Source organism: Nonomuraea sp. NPDC005692, from assembly GCF_040631115.1.
In the GTDB taxonomy this organism is placed as follows: Bacteria; Actinomycetota; Actinomycetes; order Streptosporangiales; family Streptosporangiaceae; genus Nonomuraea.
Genome location: NZ_JBEXYU010000019.1, coordinates 1 through 15,207 on the forward strand (window position 1 = coordinate 1; position 15,207 = coordinate 15,207).

General features: G+C 66.4%; 18 protein-coding genes, 1 tRNA gene and 1 pseudogene. 15 read left to right on the plus strand and 5 right to left on the minus strand.

Translation table 11 applies throughout. The features are described 5' to 3' along the window. Positions 1 to 317: 317 nt before the first annotated feature. Together ABZ459_RS31680 and ABZ459_RS31685 are read left to right on the plus strand one after the other, a co-directional pair. Positions 318 to 563 (plus strand): annotated as a pseudogene (locus ABZ459_RS31680) (site-specific integrase); the annotation flags it as partial. Positions 564 to 1,482: 919 nt separating this feature from the next. Continuing rightward, the gene (locus tag ABZ459_RS31685) at positions 1,483 to 1,653 is read left to right on the plus strand and encodes a hypothetical protein (protein ID WP_357978669.1); all 171 of its coding nucleotides are present in this window, start codon (positions 1,483 to 1,485) and stop codon (positions 1,651 to 1,653) included. Between the two features lie 494 nt (positions 1,654 to 2,147). Here the strand turns inward: ABZ459_RS31685 and ABZ459_RS31690 are convergent, their stop codons facing one another. Then, a complete protein-coding gene (locus tag ABZ459_RS31690) occupies positions 2,148 to 2,402 on the minus strand; it encodes a hypothetical protein (RefSeq protein WP_357978144.1) in 255 nt (84 codons plus the stop codon). Between the two features lie 219 nt (positions 2,403 to 2,621). Between ABZ459_RS31690 and ABZ459_RS31695 the strand changes: the two genes are divergently transcribed. The 3 genes from ABZ459_RS31695 (at position 2,622) to ABZ459_RS31705 (ending at position 4,047) form a co-directional block, all read left to right on the plus strand. Beyond that, a complete protein-coding gene (locus ABZ459_RS31695; RefSeq protein ID WP_357978147.1) occupies positions 2,622 to 2,888 on the plus strand; it encodes a hypothetical protein in 267 nt (88 codons plus the stop codon). A 213-nt stretch (positions 2,889 to 3,101) separates the two neighbouring features. Next, the gene (locus ABZ459_RS31700; RefSeq protein ID WP_357978150.1) at positions 3,102 to 3,413 is read left to right on the plus strand and encodes an immunity 53 family protein; all 312 of its coding nucleotides are present in this window, start codon (positions 3,102 to 3,104) and stop codon (positions 3,411 to 3,413) included. A gap of 439 nt (positions 3,414 to 3,852) precedes the next feature. Further along, positions 3,853 to 4,047: a hypothetical protein gene (locus ABZ459_RS31705; RefSeq protein ID WP_357978153.1), complete on the plus strand. Its 195-nt coding sequence runs from the start codon at positions 3,853 to 3,855 to the stop codon at positions 4,045 to 4,047. 380 nt (positions 4,048 to 4,427) lie between these two features. Here the strand turns inward: ABZ459_RS31705 and ABZ459_RS31710 are convergent, their stop codons facing one another. Then, positions 4,428 to 5,717, minus strand: a complete 1,290-nt coding sequence (locus tag ABZ459_RS31710; protein ID WP_357978156.1) for a hypothetical protein — start codon at positions 5,715 to 5,717, stop codon at positions 4,428 to 4,430. Between the two features lie 345 nt (positions 5,718 to 6,062). Between ABZ459_RS31710 and ABZ459_RS31715 the strand changes: the two genes are divergently transcribed. Beyond that, the gene (locus tag ABZ459_RS31715) at positions 6,063 to 6,347 is read left to right on the plus strand and encodes a hypothetical protein (protein WP_357978159.1); all 285 of its coding nucleotides are present in this window, start codon (positions 6,063 to 6,065) and stop codon (positions 6,345 to 6,347) included. A 287-nt stretch (positions 6,348 to 6,634) separates the two neighbouring features. Further along, entirely contained in the window at positions 6,635 to 7,327 is a 693-nt protein-coding gene (locus ABZ459_RS31720) for a GntR family transcriptional regulator (protein ID WP_357978162.1), read from the plus strand. Here ABZ459_RS31720 and ABZ459_RS31725 read toward each other — a convergent pair. Beyond that, positions 7,324 to 7,713 (minus strand): hypothetical protein, encoded by a 390-nt coding sequence (locus ABZ459_RS31725; protein WP_357978165.1) that lies wholly within the window; start codon positions 7,711 to 7,713, stop codon positions 7,324 to 7,326. The genes ABZ459_RS31720 and ABZ459_RS31725 overlap by 4 nt on opposite strands. A gap of 164 nt (positions 7,714 to 7,877) precedes the next feature. On the opposite strand from ABZ459_RS31725, the gene ABZ459_RS31730 reads away from it, so the two are divergent. From ABZ459_RS31730 to ABZ459_RS31765, 8 genes are all read left to right on the plus strand, one after another. Beyond that, positions 7,878 to 8,300 carry a plasmid replication, integration and excision activator gene (locus tag ABZ459_RS31730; protein ID WP_357978168.1) on the plus strand — a complete coding sequence of 141 codons (423 nt, stop codon included), beginning with the start codon at positions 7,878 to 7,880 and terminating at the stop codon, positions 8,298 to 8,300. Continuing rightward, complete coding sequence (locus ABZ459_RS31735; protein ID WP_357978171.1) at positions 8,301 to 8,567, plus strand: hypothetical protein; 267 nt, start codon at positions 8,301 to 8,303, stop codon at positions 8,565 to 8,567. Further along, on the plus strand, positions 8,564 to 8,875 hold the full coding sequence (locus ABZ459_RS31740; RefSeq protein ID WP_357978174.1) for a hypothetical protein: 312 nt from the start codon (positions 8,564 to 8,566) through the stop codon (positions 8,873 to 8,875). The genes ABZ459_RS31735 and ABZ459_RS31740 overlap by 4 nt, the downstream gene beginning before the upstream one ends. Before the next feature lie 84 nt (positions 8,876 to 8,959). Continuing rightward, on the plus strand, positions 8,960 to 10,378 hold the full coding sequence (locus ABZ459_RS31745; RefSeq protein WP_357978177.1) for an FtsK/SpoIIIE domain-containing protein: 1,419 nt from the start codon (positions 8,960 to 8,962) through the stop codon (positions 10,376 to 10,378). Beyond that, entirely contained in the window at positions 10,375 to 10,530 is a 156-nt protein-coding gene (locus ABZ459_RS31750; protein WP_357978180.1) for a hypothetical protein, read from the plus strand. Before ABZ459_RS31745 ends, ABZ459_RS31750 begins: the two co-directional genes overlap by 4 nt. Further along, a complete protein-coding gene (locus tag ABZ459_RS31755; RefSeq protein ID WP_357978183.1) occupies positions 10,527 to 12,140 on the plus strand; it encodes a replication initiator in 1,614 nt (537 codons plus the stop codon). The genes ABZ459_RS31750 and ABZ459_RS31755 overlap by 4 nt, the downstream gene beginning before the upstream one ends. After that, positions 12,137 to 12,328 (plus strand): helix-turn-helix domain-containing protein, encoded by a 192-nt coding sequence (locus ABZ459_RS31760; protein ID WP_357629188.1) that lies wholly within the window; start codon positions 12,137 to 12,139, stop codon positions 12,326 to 12,328. The genes ABZ459_RS31755 and ABZ459_RS31760 overlap by 4 nt, the downstream gene beginning before the upstream one ends. Further along, the gene (locus ABZ459_RS31765; RefSeq protein WP_357978186.1) at positions 12,325 to 13,707 is read left to right on the plus strand and encodes a tyrosine-type recombinase/integrase; all 1,383 of its coding nucleotides are present in this window, start codon (positions 12,325 to 12,327) and stop codon (positions 13,705 to 13,707) included. Before ABZ459_RS31760 ends, ABZ459_RS31765 begins: the two co-directional genes overlap by 4 nt. Positions 13,708 to 13,929: 222 nt before the next feature. On the opposite strand, the gene ABZ459_RS31770 is transcribed toward ABZ459_RS31765, so the two are convergent. Next, positions 13,930 to 14,003: transfer RNA gene (locus ABZ459_RS31770), tRNA-Arg, on the minus strand. A 54-nt stretch (positions 14,004 to 14,057) separates the two neighbouring features. Next, a complete protein-coding gene (locus ABZ459_RS31775; protein ID WP_357978189.1) occupies positions 14,058 to 14,792 on the minus strand; it encodes a ZIP family metal transporter in 735 nt (244 codons plus the stop codon). Positions 14,793 to 15,207: the final 415 nt, after the last annotated feature.

Below are 15,207 nucleotides of genomic sequence, written 5' to 3' on the forward strand. Positions count from 1 at the left end.
TGCTACTCGAAGGATCACGCGATGGCCGTCTTCATTTCACGGCCGCCACGCTTGTGACCAGGTCAAACTCGTACACCACTCCCGTGGACGCAACCGAGGGACGTACGTTCAAACGCTGCTCCTGCCGTGACAATGATGGCAAGGCGTTCGGGCAGAAATGCCCCAAGCTGCGCCGTCCCGGCGGAGGGTGGAGCTACCGGCACGGCATCTGGAACTACCAGATCGAACTCCCACCTACCGCGGACGGTAAGCGGCGCGGGCCGCTGCGCCGTGGCGGCTTCGCCTCGCAAGATGCCGCCGAGGTCGAGCTTGGTCAGGTGCGTGACCTGCTGGCGCTGGCCGATCCGAGCGAGCCCGCCACTCGCACCCAGATCGCCGACCTGATCAAGCGGACGCTGGCCGAGACCGACACGCTTCCGACTCTGGAGACGGTCCGCCGCAAGGTCAAGACCGGGCAGCATCTGACCCAGGAGATCACCGTTGAGCAGTGGCTGACCGAGTTCCTGCACCGTAAGCGAAGGATCGAGGAGACCACCCGCCGTTCCTACGAAAGCCACATCCGCCTCTACCTCACCCCGTACCTGGGGCGGTTGCGGTTGGATCAGCTCAAGGTCAGCGACATCGCGTTGATGTTCGAGCAGATCGAGGAGTTCAACAACACCATCGCCGAACGCCGCACCGACCCCGACCCGCAGGTGCGTCAGAGCGTCAAGTTCCGGCGGCCGATCAGCATCGCCACCATGCACCGCATCCGCGCCACCCTCCGCCACGCGCTAAACATGGCGATGCGCCAGGACCGGCTGATCGACTTCAACCCCGCCGCCGTGCTGGAGATGCCCACGCATGTCCGGCCCAAGCCATTGGTGTGGATCGAGGACCGGGTGCGTGCGTGGCAAGCCGACTTCGCCCAGCACCGGGAGGCGGAAAAGCAGCGCCGGAGCGGGCAGCGAGTGAACCCGATCGACGCCTACACCAGCGCTCCGCGCCCCTCTCATGTCATGGTGTGGACGCCCGCTCAGACCCGTGTGTTCCTCGACCATGCCCGCCGCCACCGCCTGTTCGCCCTGTATCAGCTGATCGCGCTGCGCGGGCTACGCCGGGGCGAGGCGTGCGGGCTACGGTGGAAGGAGGTCGACCTCGACGGCCACAGTCTGACGGTGAACTGGCAGCTGGTGCAGCTGGCTTGGCAGGTCCACGAGGGCACCCCGAAGACCGACGCCTCGGTACGTACCATCGCGCTGGACACCGACACCGCCCAGGTCCTGCGCGCCCACCGACAGCAGCAACTGCAGGAACGCCTGGCCGTGGGCGAGGCATGGGTCGACACCGGGTTCGTTTTCACCCAGCCTGACGGCACTCGCCTGCACCCCCAGCACGTCTCCGACCAGTTCCTGTGGCTGGCCTACCTGGCCGGCCTGGCCCATCCGGCTGCACGACCTCCGGCATGGCGCGGCCTCGCTGATGCTGGCGGCCGGGGTGGAGATGAAGGTGGTGCAGGAAACGCTGGGCCACACCTCCAGCGCGTTCACCGCCGACACCTACACCTCCGTCTACCCGCAGGTGGCCACCGCGGCAGCCGAGAAGACCGCGGCCCTGCTGTTCGGCAAGGGAGAGCAGAGCGAGACCGGGAGAGTCGTCTCATTGAGGAGCTGACAGTCGGATTAAGCATCCGGCCCCCCGCATGCGCCGCCTGCTCGCGGCCAGGCGGGGCCGCTACTCTTCCCGGGCCGGCCCGGGGTGGCGGATGATCATGGTGTGTGCAGGGTTGGTGCAACCGAGCACGCACGGAGCACGCAACCGCTAGACGAAAATTCTAGAACGCATCCGATCCCGCATAGCCGTAGGTCAGGCCATGATCAAAGCGCGCCCTGCAGGATTCGAACCTGCGACCGTCGGATTAGAAGTGGAGCGACAGTTCAAGGGAACATCTGGCTCTGACCTCGCACGATGAGCGTTGCATGGTTCAGCCAGGAGAAGATCGTTCCGCATATAGTCCGGATCTCGGTAGCTTCCTCAAATCTGCGCCACCGAAATGCCGACGGTTTACAGGAGGCCGACATTGCTACCCAGACCAGGTCCCTGACCTCTGTATACGGCTCCCGCTCCTCCTCCATCAGAGGAGATCACCCGCGCATATCCCGTAGGGCCTATTGATCGGCCTCGGCGTGATCGGTGCGTTCCCGCAACCGACGTAGACGCCGGTCATACTGACCTGCGTACGACCGCTCAGCCTTGTCGACCAACCGGATCTGCGGGTCTGAGAAGCGCTCGTAAAGCTCGGTCTCGAACGGATCGCTGTCGTACTCGATCAGCCGGGCCAGCGTCTTGCGGTCCTGTTCGACAGAACCGCGACTCCGAACTTGAGCGCGCCACCCTTCGGCGCTCGTCATGGCCTCGTCCACACCTGACCCTAACCGCAATGCCAGGCGATAGAGCACCAACCAAAACCGCATTTAGCAGCTCGGAGCGTGATCGTCCTAGGGCGTTCAACCTGGACCGCTGTGTCTGGGTGGTCGTCCTGGAGCCTGCTGATACGGCTTGGAACTGCAACCCAAACTGCAACCCATGGCGATCAAATCCAGGAGCCTTCGAGGCGGCAGGGATGACCATATGATCATTTTGTGTCCGATCTCACGCTTCCTGAAATTATCGGCCTAGTTGTCCCTGGACTGTTCGTCTGCGTCCTCGTCTTGTGGGCGGTGGGCGTGATCCGGATCTTCAGACAGCGTCGCGTACTCCGATGGACCGACCGGTTCAGAGCCGAGGAGCTCACCGGGCGTGTCCGTCAGCTCAAGGTCCGCGGGTACGAGGAACAAGCAATCCAACTCGTTCAGCACGAACTCGGGATGCCAGCGAGGAAGGCCCGCTCCTGGGTGAAGTCCATCTGAGGCGACCAGGGCATGGCGATCTGGGCATCACGCGCGTCCGCCGTTACTTGACCCAAGCTACCGACATCTTGCTTGCAAAGACACATGCCGATCTTTCTCCACCAGCGAAGACGCAGCTCACGACGCTGATCGTATTCCCCGTGACTCCCCGCTGTTCCCCCTCGCCTCCCACCTCATCGGGCACGCGACGGGCACGGCTGCCAGACTCACCATGTGATCACGGATGCACTCATCTTCCTTCAGTCTTGGTACGCCTCCTGCTGCAATGACGAGTGGGAGCACAGCTACGGCGTGACAATCGACACCTTGGACAATCCGGGATGGCGCGTGAAGATCGACCTCGTCGACACACCTCTTACCGGGGTCTTGCTGGACCTCTCAATGGTGGAACGTACCGATGACGACTGGGTACAGGTCTGGAGCAACGGGATCCGCTTCGAAGGAGCATGTGGGCCCGAGAACCTCGGGGAGCTGTTGGAAGCATTTCGAGACTTCGTCGGTAATGCCGTCTCACTCGCTGACTGATGCTCTCACCTGGGGACCTGAGGGCTGGCTGCCCCAGGAAGCCTAGCGACGACATCCAGCAGAGCCGACGGTTTTACAGCGGGTCGACGTTCCTGGCCGCATCAGGCCCCTGACCTCCGGATACGAGTCTCGTCTTCCCCTTTACATGGGAGACCATCCCGTATAAATCCCGCGAGCAGAGCCAGCCACCGATCCCCCGAAGTCTGTCCATCAAGGCCGCTCGGTCAACCTGCGAGACACCGGCAACCAACCCGGCTTTTCTGCAGATCTGGGCTGTCCTAGTATGTAGGTGCCTCGTCCATGAGACGAGCAGCGCGACTACTGCAGTCGCACGCTGAAGCGCCTTCTCGGCGCCCGCTTTGAAACTCCCCAGGCGGAGCTATGTCCTGATCGAGGCGGTCAAGGGCTCCTGGGTAGTCAGAGCCGAGAAGAGGAAAGCGTGACCGACATTTCCCGCAGGGCGCTTCTGATCTTTATTGCCGCGCTTGTCGGCATCATCGTCGGAGAGACTACGGGCATCCTGGTCGCTATCGACGGCGGAAGCATCTCCCAGTGCTTCATGGCGGGAGGCGGCGCCTTCGCAGGATCTGTAGCCCTGTTCCTTGCCGTGTTCCACGCGCTGAAGGTGCTCTGATCCTCGCGCTGTCGCCCAGCCCTACAGGGTTTCCACTACGACGATAAGCCACCCCACTCAGTGAGCCAGGGTGAGGAACGAACCCTGGATCGTCGATCGCCCCCAACCACTTACGGAGGCCGGCCATGCAGGGGCGATCGTAGGGCTGCATCTGTGCGGCGGCGCGGCAACCCGGGTCGGCGCGTTCGGTCCGTACGGCGGGGCCGGCGTGCGGTGCCCGGCCCGGTGTCCCGCCGCCGTCCGGGACCGGCCCCCAGGCCGCACGCCCGGACGGCGGGCGGGCGGAGGGCCGGAGGTACGGCGGCGCGCCGCGCCGCCGCTTGATACCTAAGAGAACAACTCGGCAATTCGGCAGCCCCACGTGAACGACCTCGTTGCGCTCAGTCGAGTAGGTCAGGACGGCGGCTGGTCAGGGCTCTGCGGGCGGTTACGAAGCGTTCGTGGAACTCTTCGGCAAGCGCTTCGCGTCGGTAGCGCTGTCGCAGTACGCGGTCAAGGTCTCCGGCGCGGTTCACGAGGTCCGTGAGGGATCGGCGGTCAATGTCGAACGCGGCGATGCCTTCCTCAACCGCTGCGTCGAGTTCACCTCGGCGGGCGTGGACGATACCAAGGTCTATGTGTGCGTCGGCGACACGCATGGGGGCGTTAGAGGTGCCGTCCGGGCGGGTGTGCATCTGGATGGTTTCGCGGGCGTGTTCTTCGGCGCGGTCGTCGTCGGCGAGCCAGGTGTAGCAGGTGGCGGCGTAGAAGACCCACTTGGCGTGGTCGAAGACGAAGTGGTGGTCTGGGTGATCGGGCATGGGGAGGCTGCTGAGGACTTCGGCTCCGCGCGTCAGGGCGCGGTCGGCTTCGCGGCGGTCGCCGATTCGAGCTAGGCCGCGGGCTTCTTGGAGGGTGAGTTGCACCATGGCGCTGCTGGTGCCGGCGACGGCTTGGCCCATGCGGGCAGAGGTGACGACGTCTTCGTAGCGGCCTTCGACGAGGGCGAACCATGCGGACATCTCGTGTGCCCAGCCCATGAGTTCGCCGTGTCCGACCTGGCGGCCCATCTCGAAGGCGGCGCGTCGGGCGGTCTCGGCCTCCTCCCTCTCCCCCAGGTCGTAGTGGACGCATCCCAGCAGAGCGGTGAGCCATCCCGTGATCACGAGCAGTTCGCGATGCTGATCAAGGGTGAGGCGTCCGGCGAGCAGGCGGTTGATCTGCGCCAGGCGCTTCTGGGTGCGGTCCCTAAGCGTGCTCGCGGGCACGACGGGATAGGCGCGGCACAACAGATCGACGGCCTCGGCGAGGGCTTCCAAGGTGCCGGTTCCGACGTCGGACGCCTGGAGTTGCTGGGCGAGTTCCATCGTCCCGTAGAGGTCGGCTTCGGCTTGTAGCGCGTCGGCTGGGATGATGCGAGCTTCGATGAGGCGGCTGTCGTTCTGCCTTCCCTGGTAGAACCCAAGCGCCTCCGGTTCCAGGCCAGTCAGTTGTGTCAGGGCGAGCCGGTACGGCGTGCGGGGCCATCGGACTTCGCCGGCCTCCCAGCGTCGGACGCGTTCCTCGTCGCAGGCCAAGCGTTCGGCGATGCCGATGGGGGTGGCGTTGATCTGGTCGGCCATCTGGACGCGAGACAGGTGCTTTTCGTTGCGCCAGGCGCGAAGTCGCACGTTCGGGATGTAGGCGGACATCTGCGGGTCTTCCTCCCGGCTGGGGGCTCGAAAGGGGGAACAAGGGGGCCGTTCAGGGGTCCTGCAGAAACGCGGTTGCCGGTGGACTTGTCATCAAGCAACCACGGTACGTCACGCGGCCTCCCGCCACAGGGAACGCCGGATGAACGAGGAGATGGCGACGGTGACCCGGCCAGACGAGACAAGCAAGACGTCGTGCTGCCCCGCCTGCCGGGGACGCGGGATCAAGCTGCGTGACTCACGCCGTGCGCTCCTCATCGGCGACGACGACGGAGATCAGACCTTGAGTGGGGAGCGGGAGTGTCTCGACTGCCTCGGAAGCGGCCGGGCCGAAGGGAGCGTGAAATGAATTCGATCATTCAGGCGGTGGAGGCGGGTTTCCCGCAGCGCGAGGCCGAGGGCATCATGCTCGTCCGGCTGCGTGACCGGCTCACGGGCCTCGGCGTCAATGCCGAGCTGCGCGACAACAACAGCGTGCTTCTAGTGCACAGGCCGGCGGGAGGGTTGCCGGTGTGGGTGTTCGTCGGGTACGGCGGCGCCTATTACTCCTGGCAGAACGCCGAGAAGCGGCATCCGACCAGCGACCCGGAAGGCGCGGCAAACGTCCTGGCTGAGTACGTCGCCAGGTGATGACGGGCACGGCAAGGCAGAGGTGATCCCTTCCAAAGGGGGGTGAGGGTCATCGTCTGGTCTCGCCGTGCCTCCCCGGCAGGCAGTCGCAGTGGCGTCCCCCGCGGCACCCTTCCCAGCCCGGTCGCTGCGCTGCCTGCCGGTTCTTCATGTACGGCTCCCGCTTCGGCGAACCACGTGGACAGTCGGCGGCAAGCCGGTTACGCTCAAACTTGGTAAAACAACCTGTCGGCTGTTGGACGGTCATGATGTCGCTAGAGTCCGTGCCGCCTAAGTATGCGCAGCTTGTGCAGACTCTCCAAAGGCGCATCGAGTCGGGAGAGTACCCGCCTGGCACGCTCCTGCCGAGCGAGAACCAGCTCATCCAGGAGTTCAGCGTCTCCCGTCCTACCGTTGTCGCCGCCCTGCGGGTGCTGCGCGAGCAGGGATGGATCGAGTCCCAGCAGGGCAAGGGCCGCTTCGTGCGCGGTCGTCCGGCGATGGCCTCTGTGGAGCAGAAGCGGCCTGGGCAGGCGTACCTGACCAAGCCGGAGACCGACTCCGCGGGTGAGGTCGTCGAATTGGGCGCGCTGACCGCCCCCAATCGGATCAGCGCTCTGCTCGACCTCCAGCCCAAGAGCAAGACGTTCGTACGGCGGCGTCTGATCACACGCGATGGTGAGCCGACCGAGTTGGTGTCGCTCTGGCTGCCGTTGGAGCTCTCCGAGGGAACAGATCTCACCAGCGGGGAACCCCTGAGGCAGGGCTTCCGGGAACACCTCCAGGCGCGCAAGGGCGTCCGTTTCGATCACATCGTGGAGCAGATCACCGCTCGCATGCCCTCCGCTGACGAGGCCAAGCAGCTCGCGATGCCGAAGAACCAGCCACTCCTGGCCGTCTTCGGCGCCGTCCGCGACGCCTCTGGCCGGCCCATGATGGTCGTGGAGGTCCTGCTCCCGGCGGACAGGCATGAACTAGAGGACGCCTACCCCGTCTCCTAGCATCCGGGCACTCCCTGTGCCCTTTCCGGGGGTGCCGTGCAGACCGGCGGATCTTCCTTATAAATATGGTTGCTGCGGCTCTTGTACTGATACGCGGCGAAGATGACGAAGAGCACCATGGCGAGCACGACAAGCCCGTAGAACCAGGTGCCGCCCTTGTTGTTCAGCAGCCTGGCGGCGATCAGTCCCACGACGGGTGCCCCGCCTCCCAGCCCGAGCGCCACATAGATCAGCATCTGGGCCAGATCGCCGTCTCTCGACGGCCCCATGAAGGCCATCCCGTAGTAGAGGCCCATGTATCCCAGGACTAGCGTGCCGAAGAACCAGACGAGGCCAAGCAGGGTGAGCGCCAGGCTGCCTCTCGATTTGCTGTGTTCCGGCTCCATGATCGAAAGTATTCGTCCCGGATTGTCCGGGAAGCAGCACGGCTGGTTCACGATTCCGCACCGAACATTCTCTTAGGCACTTGACCTAGCAAGTTTGAGCTGCGTAATCTCGGAGCATCAACTTGATAGGTTAAGTGCCTGTCAGTCAAGAGAGGAAAGCTGTCATGGCTCTGCAAGGCCCCATCCCCGTCACCTTCGCCATGGTCTTCCCGCACGGCTGCTACATCGTCGGCGAGGTCGAGCCCGTCAAGGACTTCGACGCCTCATCCAACGGCCGGTTCGTGCAGGCCCGCGACAAGCAGACCCAAGAGCTGGTCTGGCAGGTCGCGGTCATGGACGGTGACCCGACCCTCAAGCCCGCCCAGAAGACGGTCGCGGTCAAGATCCTCGCGCCGGTCCAGCCGGTGCCGCCGCAGCCGATGCCAGGGCTGCCGTTCACGCCCGTCGAGTTCGACGGCATGTCCGTCACGCCCTACGTCAACGGCAACGGACGCCTGGCCTACTCGATCAAGGTCCAGCAGATGCACGCGCCCCGCCAGAACGCCCAGCCCGCCCCGACGACCAAGACCGGAAAGGAAGCCGCCTAAATGACCCGACGCCGTACGCCGCGCAACAGCGTGATCCGGCTGACCACCGGGCACGCCGCCCGCACTATGAACCCCCCGTTCGCCCGCCGTGAGCCCGTCCTGGCGCTCGACTTCGGCGCTACCTCCGTCCTGGTCACCACAAACGGACCGGTCACGGCGGAGGACCTGGAGTTCGCCCGCCAGCTCGCTCACGCAGCCAACCGCTTCGCCCGATCCGTCGAGCGCAACTTCTACGGCGTGCCCGACGGCAAGGGGATCGCGGCATGAGTGACCGCCCGTACACCTACGTCACCCTGTCCATGGAACCGGAGGCCACGCCGCACGTCGGCGTCTCCTTCCACATGCCCAGCCTCAAGGTCCGCGCCGGGCTCCTACTCAGCAGCCCGCGCCCGTACCTGGAGCTCTACTCCCACGAGGCGAACGTGCATATCTCCACCACGGGGGCCGGGCCGGTCACCGACGCCGACCTGAACATCGCCCGCGAGATCTTCACCGCCGCTGCCCGCTACCTGGCCGACTGCGAGCAGTTGCACGCCGAACAGGCCGACAAGGACGCCACCGACCCGGCGGCCTGACATGAGGCGGGGCCGCTGGAAGCGGCAACTTCCGGCGGCCCCTCGGTTCTCCCCTGACTCCACATCACGAGAGGTTCCCAGCTTATGTTCAAGCGGCTGCCTGGCGACGAGGCGCGCAACCTCGTCTCCACCACGCCCGACACGGCCGTCGTTTTCCGACCGGCGGTACTCAAGACTCCCGCCGTCGTCACCTTCCTCGTGTACGGCTGGCGTTTCCTGTCCGCCCTCGTCCGCACGACCTGGCGGCACCCGATCGCCGTTGCCCTGCCGGTCGCCCTCGGCGTCTTCTGGCACTGGTACGGCTGGCCCGCCACCGCATCCATGCTCGGCTTCGCCGTCCTGTCCCTGCTCGCCTGGGCCTTCACCGAACCCGACTCCTTCTCCCGCCTCGTCGGGTTCCGCCTGCTGGCCTGGTGGAGGCTGATGTCGGTCTACCGCCGACACTGGCAATCAGTCATGGACGTCTCCGGCCTGGCCAGACGCGTCAACGGCCGCGTCTACATGCCACGTCTGCTGCGCGTCACCTGCGACGGCTGGGCCGACCGCGTCATCGTCGGGATGCTCTCCGGTCAGGCGGCCAAGGACTGGTCCGACCGCACCGACAACCTCGCCCATGGCTTCGGCACCACCTCGTGCCGGGTCGCGCTCGTCAAGGGCGGCCGACTGCTCCTGACGTTTCCGCGCAGCGATCCACTGGCCGCGCCCATGCCCGCCCTTCCCATCCCGGACGAACCATCCGTCGGCCCAGTCGAGATCGGCAAGCAGGAGGACGGCCGGCCTCTCCGACTCAAGGTCCACGGAACCCACGTCCTGATCGCCGGAGCGACCGGGGCCGGCAAGGGCTCCTTCCTGTGGGCCACCATCCGCGGCCTGCTCCCGGCCATGCGCGCGGGCCTGGCCGAAGTCTGGGCACTCGACCCCAAACTGATGGAACTGTCCTACGGCCAAGAGCTCTTCCAAGGCCGATACGCCGCCGACCCATCCGACTGCGCCGACCTACTGGACGAGGCCGTCAGCGTCATGCAGAAACGCGCGTCCCGCTTCGCCGGTCTCCAGCGCTCCCACACGCCGACCATCGAGGACCCGTTCGTCCTGGTGCTCGTTGACGAGGTGGCGTTCCTGACCGCCTACCAGCCCGACAAGCACCTCCGGCAGCGCATCTCCGCTGCTCTGGCCACGCTGGCGACCCAAGGCCGCTCGGTCGGCGTCGGCGTCATGGCCGCCCTCCAAGACCCACGCAAGGAAGTCATGAACATCCGCAATCTGTTCCCCGACAAGATCGCTCTCCGCCTGGACGAGTCCGAACAGGTGGACATGGTCCTCGGCGACGGCGCACGCGACCGGGGCGCACTCGCCGACCACATCTCACCGATTCCCGAACTGGGCGCAGGTGTGGCGTACATGCGGTTGGAGACCTCACCCGAACCGATCCGAGTCCGCGCCGCCTACGTCTCCGACGCCGACATCCGCGACATGGTCGCCTACTACCGGCAGGCCGCATGACGCTCTCTCACCTGCTCGACGGTCTTCGCTGCGCCACCTGTCTCACCCTGAACGTTCTCCGCCTCGACCCGGTCCGCGCCTTGGTCGAGTGCACCGAGTGCGGCCAGACCGCGCTCACCGTCCCCGACCCCGACGAGGGGAGGACCGCATGACCCATGCGCAAGACCGCGCACTCCCCCGAGTCATCCGCCAAGCCATGCCGATGGCCCGCGACGTACTGGTAGAAGTCGCCAAGCAACACGGCGTCTGCATCCGCCCTATCCCGCTCAAGCGCCTCGACATCGTCACCGGCAAGTCCGAGATCATCGACGTACCGTGCGGGGCCACCCTCGACAGCGAGTGCCCGCCCTGCGCCAAGCGCAACAAGCAGCTCCGCAAGGCTCAGTGCCGCGAGGGCTGGCACCTGGAGACCGAACCCACCATCACACCTGACAAGCCCAACGAGGAACAGCGCTGGCTGGTGGAGTTCCGCGCCGACTACCAAGCCCAGCGCGACGCCGCCGAAAAGGCCGGCGACGACACCACCGAACTCGACGCGATCATCACCGGCCTCGACGAGGAGATCAAGGCCGCAGGAATGCGCGGCAACATCCTCGGCCGTACGACCACCAAGCGCTCCCGCTCCACCAGACGCCGCCAGGACGCGCCCGACCTGCCCAAGCGCAGGATGACCAACACCGCCCTGGGACGCACTTTCCAAGCACCGGACGGCAAGACCTACCGCCCGTCTCTGTTCGTCACGCTCACCTTGCCCTCGTACGGCAAGGTCCGCGACGGCGCACCCATCGACCCCGACACCTACGACTACCGCCGCGCCGCACGCGACGCCCTGCACTTCTCCAAGCTCGTCGATCGCTTCGTCCAGAACCTTCGCCGCGTCGCAGGCTACGACGTGCAGTACTTCGCCTCGGTCGAGCCTCAGAAGCGGCTCGCCCCGCACCTGCACATGGCCATCCGTGGAACGCTCCCACGCGCCGAGATCAAGCAGATAGCCGCCGCCACCTACCACCAGGTCTGGTGGCCACAGGCCGATGAAGTCATCTTCGACGGCGACCACCTACCGGTCTGGGAAGACGGCACCGGCTACCTCAACCCGGCCACCGGAGAGGTCCTGCCCACTTGGGACGAAGCCCTCGACACCCTCGACGAGGACGCCGAACCCCTCCACGTCATCCGCTTCGGCGGCCAAGTAGACGTCCAAGGCGTGCTCGCCGGCACCCCGGACGCCGACCAGTGCATCCGCTACCTGTCCAAGTACCTCACCAAGTCCATCGGCGACGCCCTCGACGGCGGCCAGGCCCAGCAACAGCACGCCACCCGCATGCTGGACGCCCTCCGCTACGAACCCTGCTCACCCACCTGCCCGAACTGGCTCCGCTACGGTGTCCAGCCCAAGGGCGCCAAGCCCGGCATGCTCCCCGGCCGATGCCGTGGCAAGGCCCACAAGCCCGAACACCTCGGCTACGCCGGACGCCGCATCCTCGTCTCCCGCAAGTGGAGCAACAAGACCCTGGCCGAACACAAGCAGGACCGCCGTACCTGGGTCCTGGAAGCCCTCGGCCAGACCGATCAGCCCACCGACCCGCACCGCTACGTCTGGCGCCCCGTCCCGGCCGGAGACGCCAACGTCCCGCCACCCGCCGTCCGGCTCCTTCGAGCCGTGGCTGAACGCCAACGCTGGCGAGCCCACCTCCGCGAACTGGAAGCCAGAGCAGCCGGACAAGACCTTTCGGCAACCGAGGACACCGGGAGGGCGGCATGAGCAGGCGAGACGAACTTCTCACCGTCGCCCAGGTCCTCGACGAACTCGGCGGAGTCTCCCGCCGCACCTTCTACCGCTGGCGCGAGATCGGCAAGGCACCGAAGGGCATCCGCCTGCCCAACGGCGAACTGCGCATCTACCGCAGCGACCTCGACGCCTGGCTCGAATCCCTCAGGAGTGCAGCATGACTACCTCCTACAAGGTCAAGTTCTGGGACATCCGTACCAACACCAGAGCGGACAAGCCTGGCAAGAAACCTCGGATCGTCTCCCACACCGTGCGCTGGACGGTCGGCCACCGTGAGAAGTCGCAAACGTTCAAGACGAAGGGCCTGGCCGAGAGCTTCCTGTCCGACCTACGGCAGGCGGCCAAGAAGGGCGAAGCCTTCGACGTGGACAGCGGTCTTCCCGCTTCGATGGTCAAGGCCAAGGATGCCCGGACCTGGTACACCTTCGCCGTCGCGTACGTCCACGCGTGGTGGCCTCACGCGGCGGCGAAGTCTCGTGAAGGCATGACCGACACTCTCGCCACCGTCACTCGCGTTCTGGTCGGCGACGTACCTGGCCGCCCGTCTGACGAGATCATCCGGCGGGCACTGCGCGAGCACTCCTTCCTGCCCGAGGACCGCCGGCGGGAGCCGACACCGGAAATCGCCCGCGCTGTCCGCTGGTTGGAAGGTGCTTCGCTCCCGCTCAGCGCTCTGGAAGAGACCAAGCACGCCCGTGCAGCGCTGGAAGCCCTCGCGCTGTGCCTGGACGGCACGCCTGCGGCCACCTCGACGTACCGCCGCAAGCGGGCCGTCTTCCATCACGCGCTTGAGTACGCCGTGGAGCTGGAGGAGCTGTCGGCGAATCCGCTGCATAAGGTCAAGTTCCGCAAGGCCAAGGTGAGCGGCGAGATCGATCGGCGCTCGGTGGTCAGCCCAAGGCAGGCGCGTGAACTGCTCACCGCGGTGACTTACGTGGGGCGGTCGCGAGGGCCGATGCTGGCCGCCATGTTCGCCTGTATGTACTTCGGCGGCCTTCGCCCGGCAGAAGCGGCGGGACTGCGGCAGAAGGACTGTCAGCTCCCGGAGAAGGGCTGGGGGCTGCTGACGCTGGAGAAGACCAGGCCGCAGAGCAACAGGCGGTTCACCGACTCCGGGCAAGCCCACGACGAGCGCGGCCTGAAGCATCGGGATGTTAAGCACACGCGCACCGTGCCCGTCCCGCCTGAGCTGGTGGCCATCCTGCGGGATCACATCGCGGCGTTCGGAGTCGGCAAAGACGGCCGGCTCTTCCGTACGCGCACGGGCGGCGTGATCTCGGGCTCGGCGTACGCGAAGGTCTGGCAGGAGGCCCGGACGTACGCTTTCACACCTGACCAGGTCGCCTCTCCCCTGGCAGGCAGGCCGTACGACCTACGGCACGCGGCGGTGTCGCTCTGGCTCAACGCGGGCGTGCACGCCCCGGAAGCGGCCGAGAGAGCGGGGCACGGTGTGGACGTGATGCTCCGCGTGTACGCCAAGTGCATCGACGGCCAACGGGAGATCGCCAACCAGCGCATCTTGGAAGCGCTCGCGGCGTGACACAGGAGCTACGGCAGGACCCCGAGACACCTCGGGGTCCTTTCGCCGTTCCGGGCCTCGAAACTCCCCCGCCGACCTGGGGAAACGTGGCTGCGGGCATTCCGCGTATGTTCCGCGAAGAGTGGCACAGGGCTGCTTCGGGCCGCCTCCCGCTGCCTACGGGGCAACCGGGGCAATTAGGCAAAAGACCAGGTCAACCCACAGATCGCCTGGTCCTGGTTGCGCGCCCTGCAGGATTCGAACCTGCGACCGTCGGATTAGAAGTCCGGTGCTCTATCCAGCTGAGCTAAGGGCGCTCCTGCCTTATTGTGCATGATCCGGCGACTTGTCACGCACACGTTCTGGTCGTGTCAGGCCGACAGGGCGATCACCAGCCACATGAACAGGGTTCCCGTGACCGTGGCGGCCAGGGTCCAGCCGGTGGCGCGTCTGGTTGTGTGGGCCTCCGGGAGGATGTCGGAGATGGCCAGGTAGAGGAGGAATCCGGCGAAAAGGCCCAGGTAGGCGGTCAGGATGTGGGCCGGGATGGCGATGAGGAACGTCAGGGTGGCGCCGAGCACGGGGGCGACGGCGTCCAGGGCCAGGAGGGTGAGGGCGCGGCGGCGGGCGTTTCCGTACAGCGACGTGATCGTGTACGTGTTGAAGCCGTCGGTGAAGTCGTGGGCGATGACGCCGATGGCCACGGCGACGGCGAGCGAGGCGTCCGTCTGGTAGGAGGCTCCGATGGCGGCGCCGTCCAGGAGGCTGTGGATGACCAGGGCTGATCCCGCCGTGACGCCTACGCCGGCTCGGGCGTGGCGATGGGCGGCGTAGTCGCCTTCGTGCGCGTCGTGCATGCCCATGGAGCGTTCGACGATGTGGATGCCGAGGAACGCCAGGGCGAACATGAGCATCGGGAGCGGGACGCCGAGCACGTCGACGACGTCCCGGGTGAGGGCTTCGGGGAGGAGGTCGAAGGCCACCACGCCGAGCATCACGCCCGCGGCGGCGCCGAGCACGAGGTGGCGGTTGTTCTTGACGCGGTCGGCGACCAGCCCGCCCAGCAGCGTCATGAGGAAGGCCGCCAAGGAGAGCAGGATGGGCACGGTTCCTCAGGCTAGGGGGTGGCTGGGGGGCGGGGGCGGTACGACACTCGGCCGCGGGATGCGAGGGGCACCGCGCCTTCGGGGACAGGCTCGCGAGGGGCACGGGTTCGGGGACAGGCTCGCGAGAACAACGGGCTCGGAGACAGGCTCGCCAGAGGCACGGCGGGTCCGGGGACACGCTCGCCAGACGCGCTGCATCGGGGACAGGTTCGGGAATCTTGCGCGGCGAGGCGTCCGTCGGTCGCGAAGGCGCCGAGGTGCCGGGTTCGGGACAGGTCGAAGGGGATGATCCCGGTACAGGGGGCCAGGACGGCCCGCCGTACCGGGAGAAGGACGTCCCGAAAGCAGGGCAAGGACGGCCCGAAAGTAGGGGGAGGGCGGCCCGGAATCGGGAGAAGGGCGGCCAGGTGGCAGG

What these genes read in the sequence shown, in the direction of transcription:
- ABZ459_RS31715 (WP_357978159.1), top strand. Translation starts at nt 6,063, where the DNA reads ATGAATTCGATCATTCAGGCGGTGGAGGCGGGTTTCCCGCAGCGCGAG.
- ABZ459_RS31760 (WP_357629188.1), top strand. Translation starts at nt 12,137, where the DNA reads ATGAGCAGGCGAGACGAACTTCTCACCGTCGCCCAGGTCCTCGACGAA.
- ABZ459_RS31755 (WP_357978183.1), top strand. Translation starts at nt 10,527, where the DNA reads ATGACCCATGCGCAAGACCGCGCACTCCCCCGAGTCATCCGCCAAGCC.
- ABZ459_RS31740 (WP_357978174.1), top strand. Translation starts at nt 8,564, where the DNA reads ATGAGTGACCGCCCGTACACCTACGTCACCCTGTCCATGGAACCGGAG.
- ABZ459_RS31750 (WP_357978180.1), top strand. Translation starts at nt 10,375, where the DNA reads ATGACGCTCTCTCACCTGCTCGACGGTCTTCGCTGCGCCACCTGTCTC.
- ABZ459_RS31685 (WP_357978669.1), top strand. Translation starts at nt 1,483, where the DNA reads ATGAAGGTGGTGCAGGAAACGCTGGGCCACACCTCCAGCGCGTTCACC.
- ABZ459_RS31765 (WP_357978186.1), top strand. Translation starts at nt 12,325, where the DNA reads ATGACTACCTCCTACAAGGTCAAGTTCTGGGACATCCGTACCAACACC.
- ABZ459_RS31730 (WP_357978168.1), top strand. Translation starts at nt 7,878, where the DNA reads ATGGCTCTGCAAGGCCCCATCCCCGTCACCTTCGCCATGGTCTTCCCG.
- ABZ459_RS31735 (WP_357978171.1), top strand. Translation starts at nt 8,301, where the DNA reads ATGACCCGACGCCGTACGCCGCGCAACAGCGTGATCCGGCTGACCACC.
- ABZ459_RS31710 (WP_357978156.1), bottom strand. Translation starts at nt 5,717, where the DNA reads ATGTCCGCCTACATCCCGAACGTGCGACTTCGCGCCTGGCGCAACGAA.
- ABZ459_RS31745 (WP_357978177.1), top strand. Translation starts at nt 8,960, where the DNA reads ATGTTCAAGCGGCTGCCTGGCGACGAGGCGCGCAACCTCGTCTCCACC.
- ABZ459_RS31725 (WP_357978165.1), bottom strand. Translation starts at nt 7,713, where the DNA reads ATGGAGCCGGAACACAGCAAATCGAGAGGCAGCCTGGCGCTCACCCTG.